Annotated in this window: 17 protein-coding genes and 1 pseudogene; all 18 read left to right on the top strand. The window is 60.6% G+C overall.

What is annotated here, in order from left to right; genetic code table 11:
- Window positions 1-75: 75 nt before the first annotated feature.
- Window positions 76-237 (top strand): annotated as a pseudogene (locus PG897_RS19305) (protein phosphatase CheZ); the annotation flags it as partial.
- Between the two features lie 11 nt (window positions 238-248).
- A complete protein-coding gene (locus PG897_RS19310) occupies window positions 249-2,444 on the top strand; it encodes a chemotaxis protein CheA (protein ID WP_117405196.1) in 2,196 nt (731 codons plus the stop codon).
- Window positions 2,445-2,476: 32 nt separating this feature from the next.
- Window positions 2,477-3,586, top strand: a complete 1,110-nt coding sequence (locus PG897_RS19315) for a protein-glutamate methylesterase/protein-glutamine glutaminase (RefSeq protein WP_017766599.1) — start codon at window positions 2,477-2,479, stop codon at window positions 3,584-3,586.
- A 2-nt stretch (window positions 3,587-3,588) separates the two neighbouring features.
- Window positions 3,589-4,326: a flagellar motor protein gene (locus tag PG897_RS19320; protein ID WP_026140851.1), complete on the top strand. Its 738-nt coding sequence runs from the start codon at window positions 3,589-3,591 to the stop codon at window positions 4,324-4,326.
- 2 nt (window positions 4,327-4,328) lie between these two features.
- Window positions 4,329-5,252: a flagellar motor protein MotB gene (locus tag PG897_RS19325; protein ID WP_117405194.1), complete on the top strand. Its 924-nt coding sequence runs from the start codon at window positions 4,329-4,331 to the stop codon at window positions 5,250-5,252.
- Between the two features lie 4 nt (window positions 5,253-5,256).
- On the top strand, window positions 5,257-6,051 hold the full coding sequence (locus PG897_RS19330) for a ParA family protein (RefSeq protein WP_005298826.1): 795 nt from the start codon (window positions 5,257-5,259) through the stop codon (window positions 6,049-6,051).
- Window positions 6,048-6,917 carry a chemotaxis protein CheW gene (locus tag PG897_RS19335; protein ID WP_017781149.1) on the top strand — a complete coding sequence of 290 codons (870 nt, stop codon included), beginning with the start codon at window positions 6,048-6,050 and terminating at the stop codon, window positions 6,915-6,917. The genes PG897_RS19330 and PG897_RS19335 overlap by 4 nt, the downstream gene beginning before the upstream one ends.
- A gap of 69 nt (window positions 6,918-6,986) precedes the next feature.
- Entirely contained in the window at window positions 6,987-7,475 is a 489-nt protein-coding gene (locus PG897_RS19340) for a chemotaxis protein CheW (protein WP_005298836.1), read from the top strand.
- A gap of 18 nt (window positions 7,476-7,493) precedes the next feature.
- The gene (locus PG897_RS19345; RefSeq protein WP_010634610.1) at window positions 7,494-7,880 is read left to right on the top strand and encodes a DUF2802 domain-containing protein; all 387 of its coding nucleotides are present in this window, start codon (window positions 7,494-7,496) and stop codon (window positions 7,878-7,880) included.
- A gap of 163 nt (window positions 7,881-8,043) precedes the next feature.
- Window positions 8,044-8,679, top strand: coding sequence for a cytochrome c biogenesis heme-transporting ATPase CcmA (gene ccmA / locus PG897_RS19350; protein ID WP_005298840.1), 636 nt, complete (start codon window positions 8,044-8,046; stop codon window positions 8,677-8,679).
- Window positions 8,680-8,684: 5 nt separating this feature from the next.
- Window positions 8,685-9,353: a heme exporter protein CcmB gene (gene ccmB / locus PG897_RS19355; RefSeq protein ID WP_017766603.1), complete on the top strand. Its 669-nt coding sequence runs from the start codon at window positions 8,685-8,687 to the stop codon at window positions 9,351-9,353.
- Window positions 9,354-9,516: 163 nt separating this feature from the next.
- Window positions 9,517-10,257 (top strand): heme ABC transporter permease, encoded by a 741-nt coding sequence (locus PG897_RS19360; RefSeq protein WP_065018246.1) that lies wholly within the window; start codon window positions 9,517-9,519, stop codon window positions 10,255-10,257.
- A gap of 2 nt (window positions 10,258-10,259) precedes the next feature.
- Window positions 10,260-10,466 carry a heme exporter protein CcmD gene (gene ccmD, locus PG897_RS19365; protein WP_005298845.1) on the top strand — a complete coding sequence of 69 codons (207 nt, stop codon included), beginning with the start codon at window positions 10,260-10,262 and terminating at the stop codon, window positions 10,464-10,466.
- The gene (gene ccmE / locus PG897_RS19370) at window positions 10,463-10,954 is read left to right on the top strand and encodes a cytochrome c maturation protein CcmE (RefSeq protein ID WP_005298847.1); all 492 of its coding nucleotides are present in this window, start codon (window positions 10,463-10,465) and stop codon (window positions 10,952-10,954) included. Before ccmD ends, ccmE begins: the two co-directional genes overlap by 4 nt.
- Window positions 10,951-12,906 (top strand): heme lyase CcmF/NrfE family subunit, encoded by a 1,956-nt coding sequence (locus PG897_RS19375; protein WP_017781150.1) that lies wholly within the window; start codon window positions 10,951-10,953, stop codon window positions 12,904-12,906. The genes ccmE and PG897_RS19375 overlap by 4 nt, the downstream gene beginning before the upstream one ends.
- Entirely contained in the window at window positions 12,903-13,433 is a 531-nt protein-coding gene (locus PG897_RS19380) for a DsbE family thiol:disulfide interchange protein (RefSeq protein WP_005298853.1), read from the top strand. Before PG897_RS19375 ends, PG897_RS19380 begins: the two co-directional genes overlap by 4 nt.
- A gap of 11 nt (window positions 13,434-13,444) precedes the next feature.
- Complete coding sequence (locus tag PG897_RS19385; protein ID WP_005298856.1) at window positions 13,445-13,924, top strand: cytochrome c-type biogenesis protein; 480 nt, start codon at window positions 13,445-13,447, stop codon at window positions 13,922-13,924.
- The gene (gene ccmI, locus PG897_RS19390) at window positions 13,921-15,201 is read left to right on the top strand and encodes a c-type cytochrome biogenesis protein CcmI (RefSeq protein ID WP_270829267.1); all 1,281 of its coding nucleotides are present in this window, start codon (window positions 13,921-13,923) and stop codon (window positions 15,199-15,201) included. The genes PG897_RS19385 and ccmI overlap by 4 nt, the downstream gene beginning before the upstream one ends.
- Window positions 15,202-15,222 lie beyond the last annotated feature (21 nt).

Here is a 15,222-nt window from a genome sequence, read left to right on the forward strand (position 1 = left end):
AGGGTACCACCAATCAGCAGTTGGCCACCTCTCGCCATTCATCCATGAGTGTCGCACTTATTATCTGAATTCCCGATGCTGACTATGTTTGGTGAGGCATCTGCCGAGCATTCTTCTCGCAGCCTTCCTGTAAGCGGGATTGAAGCCGAAGGCCCCATCATGAACCCTGAGACTCGTTCCGATGTGGTCAATGGTCAGGATGATGTGGACGATCTGCTGTCTAGCCTGGGATTTTAATGGAGTGACGCATGGCCTTCGAAGTTGATGAAGACATACTGCAAGACTTTTTGGTCGAAGCATCCGAAATATTGGAACAGTTGTCTGAACAACTGGTCGACTTGGAAAAGCGACCCGATGACAAGAATCTGTTGAATGCCATATTTCGCGGCTTCCATACTGTCAAGGGCGGCGCCGGTTTTCTCTCGCTGACCGAACTGGTTGACGTCTGCCACGGTGCCGAGAACGTGTTCGACATCTTGCGCAACGGCAAGCGGACCGTGACCGCCGAGTTGATGGACGTGATCCTGCAGGCCCTGGATGCCATCAATGTGATGTTCGCCCAGGTTCAGAATCGCGAACCGCCTAGCCCTGCGTCCGCCGAAATCCTTCATGATCTGCACGAGCTCTGCAAACCCGAAGGGGAAGAGCAGCTGTTGACTGCCTCTGCAGGCAGCAGTGCGCCGGTGGAGGCTGCCGCTCCCGTGGCTGAAGAGGTGGCTGTGATTGCCGAGCCGGAGCCTGCGGCCGTGCCGGAACCCGCGCAGGAGGCCTCCGTGGTCAGCGGTGGTGGTTCCATCGATGAGATCTCGGCCGATGAGTTTGAACGCCTGCTTGACGAGTTGCATGGCGTCGGTGGAGCACCTACCGCAGCGGCTAGCCCTGCTGCGCCGAGTTCCGGCGACATCACAGATGACGAATTTGAAGCCTTGCTTGACCAGCTCCATGGCCAAGGTCAGCACGGTGGTGCCCCCGAAGTCAACCCGCTGAAATCGGTACAGAAAGAGGTGGACGAGCTGATCGATGACGATGAGTTCGAACGTCTGCTGGATGAACTGCACGGTCGCGGTCAGAGTCCGCAGAGCAGCATGTCAGCCCCGGCGGCGCCCCAGACTCCAGCGCCAGCAGCACCGGTTACTCCGGCGCCGGCAGCGGCAAAACCAGCTCCTGCGCCTGCTGCGGCCAAGCCCGCCGCCGCGCCGGCCGCGGCAAAACCGGCTCCTGCTCCGGCGCCATCCAAGCAGGCTGCGCCAGCGCCCGCCGACAGTGCGGTGCAAAGCGACACTACGGTACGGGTGGATACCAAGACGCTGGACGTCATCATGAACATGGTGGGTGAGCTGGTGCTGGTACGAAACCGTCTGGTGAGCCTCGGCATCGCCAGCAACGATGAAGACATGTCAAAAGCCGTTGCCAACCTGGATGTGGTGACGGCGGATCTGCAAGGTGCGGTGATGAAGACCCGCATGCAGCCTATCAAGAAAGTATTTGGTCGCTTCCCACGGGTGGTACGGGATCTGGCTCGTACCCTCAAGAAAGAGATCGAGCTGGTGATGGTGGGTGAAGAGACCGATCTCGACAAGAACCTGGTGGAGGCCCTTGCCGACCCGCTGGTTCACCTGGTGCGCAACTCTTGCGACCACGGTGTCGAGATGCCTGATGTCCGCGAGAAGGCGGGCAAGCCACGGCAAGGTACCATTACCCTGAGCGCGTCCCAGCAGGGCGATCATATCCTGCTCTGCATTGAGGACGATGGCGCGGGGATGGATCCCGAGAAGCTCAAGTCTATCGCCATCAGCCGCGGTGTGCTGGATGCCGATACCGCGGCCCGCATGAGCGACAACGATGCCTACAACTTGATCTTTGCTCCCGGCTTCTCGACCAAGTCAGAGATCTCCGATATCTCCGGCCGTGGCGTCGGGATGGATGTGGTGAAGACCAGCATCGTCAGCCTGAATGGCTCGGTGCATATCGATTCGACCTGGGGCAAGGGCACCCGTCTCGAGATCAAGGTGCCGCTGACCCTGGCGATCCTGCCGACCCTGATGGTGGAAGTGGGCGAGCAGACGTTCGCGCTGCCGCTGGGCTGTGTGAACGAAATTTTCCATCTGGATCTGAAAAAGGCCAACATGGTGGATGGACAGCTCACTATCATAGTGCGCGAGAAGGCCATCCCGTTGTTCTATCTGCACAACTGGCTGGTCAGAGGCAAAAACCGAAAATCACGTCAGGACACGGGCCACGTGGTGATTGTCCAGATTGGTACCCAGCAGATCGGTTTTGTCGTGGACAATCTGATTGGCCAGGAAGAGGTGGTGATCAAGCCGCTGGACAGCCTGTTGCAGGGGACTCCCGGCATGGCCGGGGCGACCATCACCAGCGATGGCGGTATTGCGCTCATTCTGGATGTGCCGAGTCTGCTCAAGGCGTACGCCCGTAGACATTGATACCCCAGGCTCAAGGAGTTAGAAGAATAACAATGGCAATCAAGGTATTAGTTGTCGACGATTCAAGCTTCTTCCGTCGTCGGGTCAGCGAGATCATCACTCAGGATCCCATGCTGACGGTCATCGACACGGCCCAAAATGGGCGGGAAGCGGTAGAAAAGGCACAGCAGTTGCGTCCTGACGTGATCACTATGGACATAGAGATGCCGGTGATGGATGGCATCAGTGCCGTGCGTGAGATCATGGCCAAGTGCCCCACGCCGATCCTGATGTTCTCTTCTTTGACCCATGAAGGGGCCAAAGCCACGCTCGATGCGCTCGATGCAGGGGCGCTCGACTTTCTGCCCAAGAAATTCGAAGACATTGCCCGTGACAAGGATGAAGCCGTCCGTTTGCTGCAGCAGCGGGTCAAGGAGATTTCACGCAAGCGCTTCCTGATGTCTGCGCCGGCACGCCCGAAGGCGCCCGAGCCTGTGGCCAGGACACCTCTGAATGCGCCACGTCCGGCAGAACGTCAGGCAGAGCCGCAGCGTGCTGCTCCGGTGGCCGCATTCAAGCGCAGCGGCAAGAGTTATCAGCTGGTGGCCATTGGTACTTCTACCGGCGGCCCGGTCGCCCTGCAGAATGTGTTGACCAAGCTGCCCGGCGATTTCCCGCATCCGATCCTGCTTATCCAGCACATGCCGGCGACCTTCACCGCGGCCTTTGCCGCACGTCTCAATGGCTTGTGCCAGATAGGTGTCAAGGAAGCGGAAGATGGGGATGTGCTCAAGCCCGGTCACGCCTACCTGGCCCCCGGTGGCAAACAGATGCTGCTGGAAGGCCGTGGTGCCGGTGCCCGCATCCGCATCGTCGATGGTAATGACAAGGTCAACTACAAGCCGTGTGTCGACATTACCTTCGCCTCTGCCGCCAAGACCTATGCCGATAAGGTGCTTGCTATCGTGTTGACCGGGATGGGAGCGGACGGTCGGGATGGCGCGCGCCTGCTCAAGGAGCAGGGCTCCACCATCTGGGCGCAGGATGAAGCGTCCTGCGTGGTTTATGGCATGCCGCAGGCGGTTGCCAAAGCCGGTATTGCCACTGAATCGCTGCCGCTGGATCGGGTCGCACAACGTATCCTGGTTGAGCTGGGCCGCTAACGATGGGCATGTTTGGCCTGATCCTGGCACTGGGAGCCATTGCCATTGCCCAATTGTGGCATGGCGGCAACCTGTTGACCCTGCTCGATGGACCCGCGTTTGTCATCGTGGTGGGGGGAACCTGGGGGGCGGTCATTTTGCAGACGCCGCGCAAGTTCCTGCTGGAAGCGCTCAGGCAGACCCGCTGGATGGTGCTGCCGCCGGACTGGGATCTGGTCGCTCAGGCCGAGAGATTGCAATCCTGGGCTATCTTTGCACGCCAGCAAGGGTTGCTGGCGCTGGAGAATCAGGCCGAGCAGGAGAGTGACGAATTTACCCGTCATGGCCTCACCATGATAGTGGACGGGGTTTCGGTAGACGACATTCGCATGTTGCTGGAAGCGGATATCGATATCGAGCAGGAGCGCAACGAGCACTCTGCCAGGGTCTTCGAGGCCATGGGAGGATACAGTCCGACCATCGGCATCATAGGTGCCGTCATCGGGCTGATCCAGGCGATGTTTCATCTGGAGGAGCCCGCCGCTCTCGGTGCCGGTATTGCCGTCGCCTTCGTTGCCACCATTTACGGGGTCGGCTTTGCCAACCTGCTCTACTTGCCGATCGCCAATCGCCTGCGTGCTTTTCACTATCATTACGCCCTGTTTCAGGAGATGACGCTGGAAGGCCTGATGGCCATCGCCCATGGCGAGAATGGCCCCCAGGTTGAACGGCGGTTGAAGGCTTATCTGAAGGGAGAGTAGCCATGCGCAAGCGCTATCGTTTGCATCTGCAAGGTCGGGAACACCTCGACCGCTGGCTGGTTTCCTACGCCGACTACATGACGCTGATCTTCGCCTTGTTCGTGGTGCTCTACTCGGTGGCACTGGTCAACAAGGACAAGTATCGCGCCGTCATCGACGGCATGACCCAGGCATTCAATGTGATGCAGCCCCGCAGCGATGGCTTGCTGGAGGGGCAGGGAAAGTCGTTGCTGAACAATGAAGTGTCCGCCGCAACCTCTGTGCTGGAGAGTGCCAAGGCCCGTTCACCCTCGCAGGCTCCTATTTCTGGTGTTCCCATTCTGCAAGATGGTATGACTCTTGCGAAGATAGATTCGCAACTGCAGGAGAACATGGGGTCTCTGGTGGATGCCGGGGTCGTCAAGTTGACACAGGATGACAACTGGCTGACGGTGGAACTGAGTTCCGGCCTGCTGTTTGGCAGTGGCAGCGCGTTTATGAGCTCCAATGCAGATCCGGTGCTCAATACTCTTTCAAGTATCCTGAAACCGGTCGATAACTATGTGAGAGTGCGGGGTTACACGGATAACCAGCAGATAAATAATGAAATTTTTCGCTCCAACTGGACGTTGTCGGCAGCAAGGGCGGAGGCCGTACTCACTGCCCTGATCGCCAAGGGGATAGCCCCGCAGCGACTTGCCTACGAGGCGTTCGGGGAGTTCTCTCCCTTCTCGGACAACAGTACTGAGCAGGGGCGTTTACAGAATCGCAAGGTGGTGGTCGCTATTTCCAAGTTCGCCTGGGTACCACCTCCGACGCTGACTCCTCCCGTTCAGCCAGTGACGGAGGAGCCGGTCCCGGCAGTTCAGCAGGCAGTCGAGGCAGGAGAGGTCAAGGTGATCTCGCTGCCAGGTGGTGGCATACGCATAACAACGAGGCAGGATTGATACAGTGATTGTTTGGACGGTTGCCAACCAAAAAGGTGGGGTCGGTAAAACCACCACGGTGGTCTCGTTGGCCGGTATTCTGGCTCAGCGTGGTCAGCGGGTGCTGTTGATCGACACCGACCCTCATGCTTCCCTGACCTCATATCTCGACTTTGACTCCGATCGGCTGGATGGCACCCTCTATGAGCTGTTCCAGGCGGTCAAGCCCACGGCGGAGCTCGTCAATAAACTGACGCTGCGTACCAAGTTTGAGAACATCCACCTGCTGCCCGCTTCCATTACCCTGGCCACGCTGGATCGGGTGATGGGCAATCGGGAAGGGATGGGGCTGGTGCTCAAGCGGGCACTGCTGCGCATCCAGGATCAATACGACTACGTGCTGATCGACTGCCCGCCCGTGCTGGGGGTCATGATGGTGAATGCGCTGGCGGCCTGTGACCGGATCCTGGTGCCGGTGCAGACCGAGTTCCTGGCGCTCAAGGGGTTGGAGCGGATGATGAAGACTTTCGAGATCATGCAGCGCTCCAAGCGGGAGAAGTTCCGCTATACCGTCATTCCCACCATGTTTGACAAGCGAACCCGCGCCTCGCTGATGACCCTGCAGTCCATCAAGGAGCAGCACGGCAGTGCGGTATGGAATGCCGTCATACCCATAGATACCAAGTTCCGGGATGCCAGTTTGCTTCATATTCCCCCCTCTATCTATTCGCCGAGCAGCCGCGGCACCTACGCCTATGAGACGCTGCTCAACTATCTTGATGCGCAAGAGCGCCAGCGTGCTCATGAGGTGACATCATGAGAGATACCACCCAAGTCCGGGCCATGGATGACTACTTCCACTCCCTGCTGCTGGAGGATGCCCTGCTGCTGGATGCCGACGAGTCTGACTCCGCGCCCGTCATCCAGCTGCAACGCAAGCCCCAGCCGGTTGCCGAGAAAGTGGCCCAGCCCTATCTGGAGGCGGATCAGCGGCTGGAACAGTTGAGTGAACTGCTGGCCCAGGTCGGTCAGGTACAATATGAAATCGACGCCCTGAGCCATGAAGAGGTGATCACTGAACCGCTGCAGATCGAGGCCGAAGATGCCTTGCTGCCGGTTGAGCCGGTCTGGCCCGAGGAGATGCCCGAACCGGTGGCGGCGGATCCCGCGACTCTGGTGGTGACGGAGACCGAGGTGGCGCTGGCGCCACAGGAGGAAGTTGCCCCCTCCACCTGGGAAAACATCGATACCGGCAAGGAGTTTCAGGCCTTGTTCTTTGAAGTGGCCGGCGTCACCTTTGCGGTGCCGTTGACCGAGCTTGGCGGTATTCATCAGCTGGGAGAGGTGTCATCCCTTTTTGGCCAGCCCGGCTGGTACAAGGGGATCATGACGTCCCGCGAGCAGAAGATGAACGTGGTGGACACGGCACAGTGGGTCATGCCGGGCCAGCATCTGGAAATAGATGACTACAAGTATCTGATCATGTTGGGTGAATCCCCCTGGGGACTGGCCTGCCATCATCTGAAGGGAACCGAGTTATTGCACCGTGATCAGGTCAAATGGCGCCATCAGGAGGGCAAACGTCCCTGGCTGGCCGGCATGGTCAAGGAGAAGATGTGTGCCCTGCTGCACGTGAAGGAATTGCTCCTGTTGCTGGAGCGCGGGGTCAACATAGAAGGTCGCTGATAACTTCTGCACTCGGGCTGTTTTATTGCTAGTTTTACCAGTAGACGTTTTCATAAAAGGAATAAAAACATGACAGAAAAGCGCAATATTGCACAAAATCTGGCCGAAGACGAAGTGCTGCAATGGGTCACCTTCCAGCTGGAAAATGAAACCTACGGCATCAACGTGATGCAGGTGCAGGAGGTGCTGCGCTACACCGAGATCGCCCCTGTGCCGGGTGCCCCCGAATACGTGCTGGGCATCATCAACCTGCGCGGCAACGTGGTGACCGTCATCGACACCCGTTCCCGCTTCGGTCTGCCTTCTGGCGATGTGAGTGAAAACTCGCGCATCGTTATCATCGAGGCGGAGAAGCAGGTGATCGGCATCATGGTCGACAGCGTGGCCGAGGTGGTCTATCTGCGTTCGTCCGAGATCGATGCGGCCCCTGCCGTGGGTACCGAAGAGAGCGCCAAGTTCATTCAGGGGGTCAGCAACCGCGATGGCCAGCTGCTTATCCTGGTCGATCTGAACAAGCTGCTCTCCGATGAAGAGTGGGAAGATATCGGTTCCCTCTGATAGGAAGATGATGTGTTGATGATTGAAATTGCCGCCTTGGGGGTGTCCTTGCTGGCGTTGGCGCTGGCCCTGTACGGGGTGTTAGGCAGCCGACGTGGCCAGCGAGAGTCCGAGGCCAGGGTGGAGCTGCTGCAGGGTCAGCTCGAGAGTCTGCGCAAGCAGATGATGGAGCTGCATACCGGAGCCATCGGCATGGGCCAGCGTCTGCAATCCGTCGAAGGGGCCATGCAGCAGGTCAATGACCGCCAGCAGGAGCTTACCCTGCAGGATCCGGAACGCCGCCTGTACAGCCGGGCCGCCAAGATGGTGGAGCTCGGTGCCGACCTCGACGAGGTCATGAACGAGTGTGAATTGCCAAAGGCCGAGGCTGAATTGTTGATTTCATTGCGAAAAGGCCGCTCATGATCGATCGGGAAGGCATCTGCCTTCCTGATTTTCCCGCCCCGCTTTGCGGCTCTCTAAGGCGGGATCTCCCCCACAAATCCTGCTGATAATTGGCATCTTTGAAAAGACGCTTCCCGATACTGTGTTAATATGCAGGCCGCTTCTTTTCACTGATTACATCCTCATGCTGCTTCAAATTCACAACCTGAGCTGCGTGCGTGAAGATCGCACTCTGTTTGAACATCTCTCCTTTGCGGTGGCTCCCGGTGATCTGGTGCAAATTGAAGGCCCCAACGGCGTCGGCAAGACCAGCCTGCTGCGCTTGCTGACTGGCCTGTCTCAGCCTTTTGCCGGTGAAGTGTGCTGGAATGGCGAGAATATTCGCCATTGCCGCGACGAATATCATGCCAATCTGCTCTATCTCGGTCATCAGCCAGGCGTCAAGGCTGCCCTGACACCGCTTGAAAACCTCGCCTTCTACCAGAAACTGCACCATGCGGCCGATACCAGCGTGGACCTGTGGCGGGTGCTGGCCCAGGTCGGTCTGGCTGGCTTTGAAGACAACCCCACCGGTCAGCTCTCCGCCGGTCAGCAGCGCCGCGTCGCGCTGGCCCGTCTGTGGTTGAGTGACCAGCCGGCACTCTGGATCCTGGACGAGCCGTTCACCGCCATCGACAAGCAGGGGGTGAAGGTGCTGGAGCGGCTGTTCCTGACCCATGCCGAGCGGGGGGGCATGGTGATCCTCACCACTCATCAGGACATGACCCTGATGCAGGGACGGCTGAAGACCCTCTCTCTCACGCCCTTGCTGCAGGAGTAGTTCTGATGTTGCGCGCCGTAATGCACCTGATCCACCGTGAGCTGCTGATGGCCCTGCGCCAGCGCTCCGACATCCTCAACCCGCTCTGGTTTTTCCTCATTGTCATCACCCTGTTTCCGCTGGGGATCGGCCCCGAGCCCAAGCTTCTGGCCCGCATTGCCCCCGGCATCATCTGGGTGGCGGCCCTGCTGGCGGCCATGCTCTCCCTGGAGCGGCTGTTTCGCGACGACTTCGGCGATGGCGCGCTGGAGCAGATGATGTTGATGCCCCATCCGCTGGGCTTGCTGGCGCTGGCCAAAGTGATCGCTCACTGGTTGCTGACCGGCCTGCCGCTGTTGCTCATCTCCCCGCTGCTCGCCATCCTGCTGTCGCTGGACATGAACACCTATCTGGCGGTGGTCGCCACCCTGGCGCTGGGCACACCCGTGCTGAGCCTGCTCGGGGCGATCGGGGTGGCCCTCACCGTGGGTCTGCGCAAAGGGGGAGTGCTGCTCAGTCTGCTGATCCTGCCGCTCTATATTCCGGTACTGATTTTTGCCACCTCCGCCATCGATGCGGCGGGGATGGGACTGCCCTATTCGGGGCAGCTGGCGATTCTGGGGGCCATGCTGGCCGGTGCGCTCACCCTGACCCCGTTGGCGGTCTCGGCGGCGCTGCGGGTCAGCGTGAATTGATGAAAGCGTCTGAAAAAGTGGCCATGGAAGGGCCGTTATAAAAAATATAATTGAGATAGATCAAGAGGATGGCTGCTTATTGCTTTCGGGGGATGTGATGTTTTCCGGCAGTGGGTAAGGTAGGCCTCGCCACGATATTAATAACAGAAAGGTTTTGTGAGCTATGTGGAAATGGTTGCACCCTTACGCTAAACCCGAGCGCGCTTACCAGCTGGCAGGGGCCTTGTTGCCCTGGTTTGCCGTGACCAGCCTGCTGGCATTCATCATCGGCACCCTTTGGGGGTTGGCGTTCGCCCCTGCCGATTACCAGCAGGGTGACTCCTTCCGGATCATCTACATCCATGTTCCCGCCGCCATTCTCTCCATGGGGGCCTACTCCACCATGGCGGTCGCGGCCTTCATCGGTCTGGTGTGGCAGCTGAGGATGGCCGACATGACGGTGGCCGCCATCGCGCCGGTCGGTGCCGTGTTTACCTTCATTGCGCTGTTTACCGGCGCCGCCTGGGGCAAACCCATGTGGGGCACCTGGTGGGTGTGGGATGCGCGGCTCACCTCTGAGCTGATCCTGCTGTTCCTCTACCTGGGGGTCATCGCCCTCTACAACGCCTTCAGCGACAAGGTGCTGGCCGGCCGGGCCGCCGGCATCCTGGCGCTGGTGGGGGTGATCAACCTGCCCATCATTCACTACTCGGTGGAGTGGTGGAACACCCTGCATCAGGGCGCCACCATCACCAAGTTTGACAAGCCCTCCATCTCCCCCGAGATGCTGTGGCCGCTGCTCATCATGATCCTGGCCTTTGCCGCCTTCCTCGGGGCCCTCTCCCTGATGCGTTTTCGAAACGAGCTCTTGATGCGGGAGTGGCACCGCCCCTGGGTCAAAGAGATAGCCGAGCAGGAGAAGTAAGCATGCACTTTGCCTCATTCAGTGACTTTCTGGCGATGGGCGGTTACGCCTTCTACGTCTGGCTCTCCTTCGGTCTGACCCTGCTTTGCCTGGTCGGCATCGTCATTTCCACCCGTATGAAAACCCGCAGCCTGCTTGGCGAATTGCGCAGCAAGCAGGCGCGCGAGGCCCGTCGCAAGGCGGCCCAGCAGATGGAGAACACCCTATGAACCCGAGACGCAAAAAACGCCTCACCATCATCCTGGCGATCAGTGCCGGCCTCGCCGCCGTGATTGGCCTGGTGCTCTATGCCCTCAGCCAGAACATCGATCTCTTCTATACCCCGAGCGAGCTGGTGGAAGGCAAGGGACCGGACAAGATCAAGCCGGAAGAGGGGCAGCGCCTGCGCATCGGGGGTCTGGTGGTGCCGGGCTCGGTGCAGCGCGATCCCCAGAGCCTCAAGGTGGCCTTCAAGCTGGTGGACAACGGTGGGCATCTGGTGACCGTCGAGTTTGACGGCATCCTGCCGGATCTGTTCCGCGAAGGGCAGGGCATCGTCGCCCAGGGCACCCTCAAGGATGCCACCACGGTCGCCGCCTTCGAGGTGCTGGCCAAGCACGATGAGAACTACATGCCGCCGGAAGTGGCCGATGCCACCAACGGCATGCACTTCAAGCCGGAATACACCGACGCGCAGTTGAAGGGGAGCAAGCAATGATCCCGGAATTAGGACAGTTTTCACTGATCCTGGCCTTTGCCACCGCCCTGCTGCTGGGCAGCTATCCGCTGCTCGGGGCCAAATGGGGGCGCCTTGGCATGATGTCGGCGGCCCGTCCGCTCGCCTATGCCCAGTTCCTGCTGTTGTTGCTGTCGTTCCTGTGCCTGACCTGGGCCTTCATCGACAACGACTTCACCGTGCAGTACGTGGCCACCAACTCCAACAGCCTGCTGCCGTTGGCCTATCGCATCTCCGCGGTGTGGGGTGCCCACGAGGGTTCCCTGCTGCTGTGGGTGCTGACGCTGGGGGGCTGGACCGCGGCGGTCGCCATGTTCAGCCGCCGCCTGCCGCTCGACGCGGTGGCGCGGGTGCTCGGCGTGCTCGGCCTCATCTCGGTCGGTTTCACCGCCTTCGTGCTGTTTACCTCCGACCCCTTCACCCGCACCTTGCCCTATTTCCCGGTGGATGGGCGCGATCTCAACCCGCTGCTGCAGGACCCGGGTCTCATCTTCCACCCGCCCATGCTCTACATGGGTTATGTGGGCTTCTCGGTGGCGTTTGCTTTCGCCATCGCCTCCTTGATGACCGGCCGGCTCGATGCCACCTGGGCGCGCTGGTCCCGCCCCTGGACCATGGCCGCCTGGGTCTTCCTCACTCTGGGTATAGTGCTTGGCTCCTGGTGGGCCTATTACGAGCTCGGCTGGGGCGGCTGGTGGTTCTGGGATCCGGTGGAAAACGCCTCCTTCATGCCCTGGCTGGCCGGCACCGCCCTGCTGCACTCGCTGGCAGTCAGTGAAAAGCGCGCCACCTTCAAGGCCTGGACCGTGCTGCTGGCGCTCTCCGCCTTCTCTCTGAGCCTGCTGGGTACCTTCCTGGTGCGCTCCGGCGTGCTGGTGTCGGTGCATGCGTTTGCCTCCGACCCGACCCGCGGCCTGTTCATTCTGGGCTTCCTGTTGGCGGTAATCGGTTCATCCTTGCTGCTGTTCGCCTTCAAGGGCTCCCAGGTGAGAAGCCACGGCAAGCACGAGTTGTGGAGCCGCGAGACCCTGCTGCTTGGCAACAACATCATGCTGGTGGCGGGCCTGCTGACCGTGCTGCTCGGCACCTTGCTGCCGCTGGTGCACAAGGAGCTGGGGCTGGGCAGCATCTCCATCGGCACCCCCTTCTTCAATCACATCTACAGCTGGCTGATCATCCCGTTCGCCCTGTTGCTGGGGGTCGGCCCGCTGTTTCGCTGGCGCCGTCAGGAGCTGGGCGAGCTCAAGGGCAAGGTGGTCCTGGCGCTCCTGCTGAGCCTGGCCGCCGCCATCCTGCTGCCGCTGCTGCTGGCCGAGGAGTTCAAGCCCTGGGCTGCGCTCGGTATCGGGCTTGGCGCCTGGATCATCGTCACCAGCGTGCAGGAGACCTGGGCACGCGCCACCCACAAACACAGCTTTGCCGTCGGCGTGCAGCGCCTTGGCAACAGCCACTGGGCCATGATCCTGGGCCACGTGGGTCTTGCGGTGAGCATTATCGGCATCGCCTGCACCCAGAACTACAGCATCGAGAAGGACTTGCGCATGCAGGCCGGCGATCGGGTTCATTTTGCCGATTATGAGTTCGTCTTTACCGGTATCAAGGAGAAGAACGGCCCCAACTACGACGGCTTCAAGGGCGTGCTGGAAGTGCACAAGGATGGCAAGCAGGTGGCTCTGCTCAAGCCGGAGAAGCGCATGTACAAGGTGACCCGGATGCCGATGACCGAGGCGGCCATCGATGCCGGCTTTACCCGGGATCTCTATGCGGCCCTTGGTGAGCAGCTCGACAACGGCGCCTGGGCGGTGCGGATCTACTACAAACCCTTCGTGCGCTGGATCTGGTTCGGCGGCGTTTTCATGGCCATTGGCGGCGTGCTGGCGATGCTGGACAAGCGCTACCGTTTCGGTCGTCGTGAAGAGGAGGCCAAGGCATGAGCAAGAAGACCTGGTTGTTTCTGATCCCCTTCATCGTCTTTCTGCTGGGTGCCGTGTTTCTGTTCAAGGGGCTCTACTCCGATCCCACCAAGCTCGAGTCCGTGATGGTGGGCAAGGAGGTGCCCGTGTTCACCCTGCAGGATATCTATGACCTCAATAAGCAGCATGACAGGAGCATCCTCAAGGGGCGCCCCATGCTGCTCAATGTCTGGGCCACCTGGTGCCCGACCTGCTACGGGGAGCACACCTACCTCAAGCAACTGGCGGGGCAGGGGATCTACATCGTCGGCATGAACTACAAGGATGAGCGGGCCAAGGCCATTAACTGGCTGGCGGAGCTCGGCAATCCCTACCAGATCAATCTGTATGATCCCGACGGCATGCTGGGGCTGGATCTGGGGGTTTACGGCGCGCCGGAGACCTTCTTCATCGACAGTCAGGGCATCATCCGCTATCGCCACGTGGGTGACGTCAACCCCGAGGTGTGGGCATCGACCCTCAAACCCATCTATGACGCCATGAAGTGAGGGAGAACCCGATGAGAATCTTGATTGCATCCCTGCTGCTGCTGGCGGGACTGGGCGGGGCGGGCCAGGCGCTGGCCGCCATCGATGTCTACACCTTCGACAACGACGCTCAGGAGCAGACCTTTCGTGAACTGACCAAGGAGCTACGCTGTCCCAAGTGCCAGAACCAGGACATCGCCGACTCCAATGCGGGCCTGGCCAAGGACCTGCGTGACAAGACCTACCAGATGGTGCGCGAGGGCAAGGAGAAGCAGGAGGTGGTGGACTACATGGTGGCCCGCTACGGCAACTTCATCCTGTACAACCCGCCGTTGATGGCCTCCACCCTGATCCTCTGGCTTGGGCCCCTGCTGGTGATCGTGGTGGGCATAGTCCTGGTGGTGGTGCGCAGTCGCCGTCGTCCCGCGGCAGCTACGCCGGCGGATAGCGCCCTGAGCGCGGAGGAGCAGCGTCGTCTGGCTGCCCTGCTCAAAGAGGAAGAGAAACAATGACCGCATTTTGGATAGTGATCGCGGCCCTGCTGGTGCTGGTGCTGGTGAGCCTGGCACTGGTGTTGCCCCTGTGGCGGGGAGAGGGCCGGCAGAGCATCAGCCGCTCGGCCCTCAACAAACAACTCTATCGTCAGCGTCTGCTGGAGATCGGCGAAGAGCGCGAACAGGGGGTGCTGGCGGAAGAGCAGGACACCCTGATCGAGTTGCAGCGCAGCCTGCTGGACGACATCCCCGACGTGGAGCAGACCGCTCGCGGCGGCAAGAGTCTGATCTGGATCCCGGGGGTGCTGGTGCTGCTGGTGGTGAGCCTGGGGCTCTACTACAAGCTGGGCGCCTGGCAGGAGGTCAGCCGCTGGCAGGACGCCAGCAGCCGGTTGGGCGAGCTCAGCAACCGCATCCTGGTAGAGCGCAATGCCGAGGTCACCGAGCAGGATCTGCTGGACTTCACCCTGGCCCTGCGTACCCGCCTGAAAGAGGAACCGAACGATTACCGCGGCTGGCTGCTGCTGGGCCGACTGTCGCTGGATGGCAATGATCCCGATATGGCCCGCGAGGCACTGGAGCGGGCCTACGCTCTGGCACCGCAGAAGGGGATGGTGGCGGTGCCCTATGCCCAGGCGCTGATGATGACAGGGGATGACGCGCAGGCCGATCAGCTGCTGCGGGGAGCCATCGCCCAGGATCCGGCCAATATAGAGGCGCGCTCCGTCTACGCCTTCATGGCCCTGCAAAAAGAGGACTTCAAGACCGCCCTGCAACGCTGGCGCGAGATGCTGCCGCTGATGGAGAAGGGCTCGACCCGCTACACCATGGTGGAGCGCTCCATCGACTATGCCGAGCAGCAGTTGAAGAAACGTGGCATGACCAGTGCGGTCGTGCCGGCAGAGGCGAGCGGACAGGGCACCGCCTCCGCCCAGGTGCTGGAGGTGAAGGCCGGCGAGTTCCCGCTCAAGGTGACGCTGGCCGATGGCATTGCGCTGCCGGAAGATGCCCATCTGTTCGTGTTTGCGGTGATCCCCAACGGGCCGCCCATGCCCATCGCGGTCAAGCGCATCCCAGGCCCGCACTTCCCGGTGATGTTGTCGCTGGGTGACGGCGATGCCATGATGGAGGGCAACAAGCTGGCCGCCTATCCCGAGCTGCAGTTCAAGGCGCGCCTCTCCCGTGGCGGCAACGTCATGAACAAGGAAGGGGCGTTCGAAGGGGCCTCGGTCCCGGTCGCCACCGGCTCAATTCCTTCAGCGCCGATTGACATCCGCATCGATCACGCCCTCTAATACGCCTCTGGCCCGGCCCTC

Source organism: Aeromonas sp. QDB20 (assembly GCF_027707805.1).
In the GTDB taxonomy this organism is placed as follows: Bacteria; Pseudomonadota; Gammaproteobacteria; order Enterobacterales; family Aeromonadaceae; genus Aeromonas; species Aeromonas dhakensis.

Excerpts from the sequence above, each read along its gene's own strand:
- PG897_RS19310 (WP_117405196.1), top strand. The coding sequence starts at position 249 with ATGGCCTTCGAAGTTGATGAAGACATACTGCAAGACTTTTTGGTCGAA.
- PG897_RS19315 (WP_017766599.1), top strand. The coding sequence starts at position 2,477 with ATGGCAATCAAGGTATTAGTTGTCGACGATTCAAGCTTCTTCCGTCGT.
- PG897_RS19320 (WP_026140851.1), top strand. The coding sequence starts at position 3,589 with ATGGGCATGTTTGGCCTGATCCTGGCACTGGGAGCCATTGCCATTGCC.
- PG897_RS19325 (WP_117405194.1), top strand. The coding sequence starts at position 4,329 with ATGCGCAAGCGCTATCGTTTGCATCTGCAAGGTCGGGAACACCTCGAC.
- PG897_RS19335 (WP_017781149.1), top strand. The coding sequence starts at position 6,048 with ATGAGAGATACCACCCAAGTCCGGGCCATGGATGACTACTTCCACTCC.
- PG897_RS19340 (WP_005298836.1), top strand. The coding sequence starts at position 6,987 with ATGACAGAAAAGCGCAATATTGCACAAAATCTGGCCGAAGACGAAGTG.
- PG897_RS19345 (WP_010634610.1), top strand. The coding sequence starts at position 7,494 with ATGATTGAAATTGCCGCCTTGGGGGTGTCCTTGCTGGCGTTGGCGCTG.
- ccmA (WP_005298840.1), top strand. The coding sequence starts at position 8,044 with ATGCTGCTTCAAATTCACAACCTGAGCTGCGTGCGTGAAGATCGCACT.
- ccmB (WP_017766603.1), top strand. The coding sequence starts at position 8,685 with ATGTTGCGCGCCGTAATGCACCTGATCCACCGTGAGCTGCTGATGGCC.
- PG897_RS19360 (WP_065018246.1), top strand. The coding sequence starts at position 9,517 with ATGTGGAAATGGTTGCACCCTTACGCTAAACCCGAGCGCGCTTACCAG.
- ccmD (WP_005298845.1), top strand. The coding sequence starts at position 10,260 with ATGCACTTTGCCTCATTCAGTGACTTTCTGGCGATGGGCGGTTACGCC.
- ccmE (WP_005298847.1), top strand. The coding sequence starts at position 10,463 with ATGAACCCGAGACGCAAAAAACGCCTCACCATCATCCTGGCGATCAGT.
- PG897_RS19375 (WP_017781150.1), top strand. The coding sequence starts at position 10,951 with ATGATCCCGGAATTAGGACAGTTTTCACTGATCCTGGCCTTTGCCACC.
- PG897_RS19380 (WP_005298853.1), top strand. The coding sequence starts at position 12,903 with ATGAGCAAGAAGACCTGGTTGTTTCTGATCCCCTTCATCGTCTTTCTG.
- PG897_RS19385 (WP_005298856.1), top strand. The coding sequence starts at position 13,445 with ATGAGAATCTTGATTGCATCCCTGCTGCTGCTGGCGGGACTGGGCGGG.
- ccmI (WP_270829267.1), top strand. The coding sequence starts at position 13,921 with ATGACCGCATTTTGGATAGTGATCGCGGCCCTGCTGGTGCTGGTGCTG.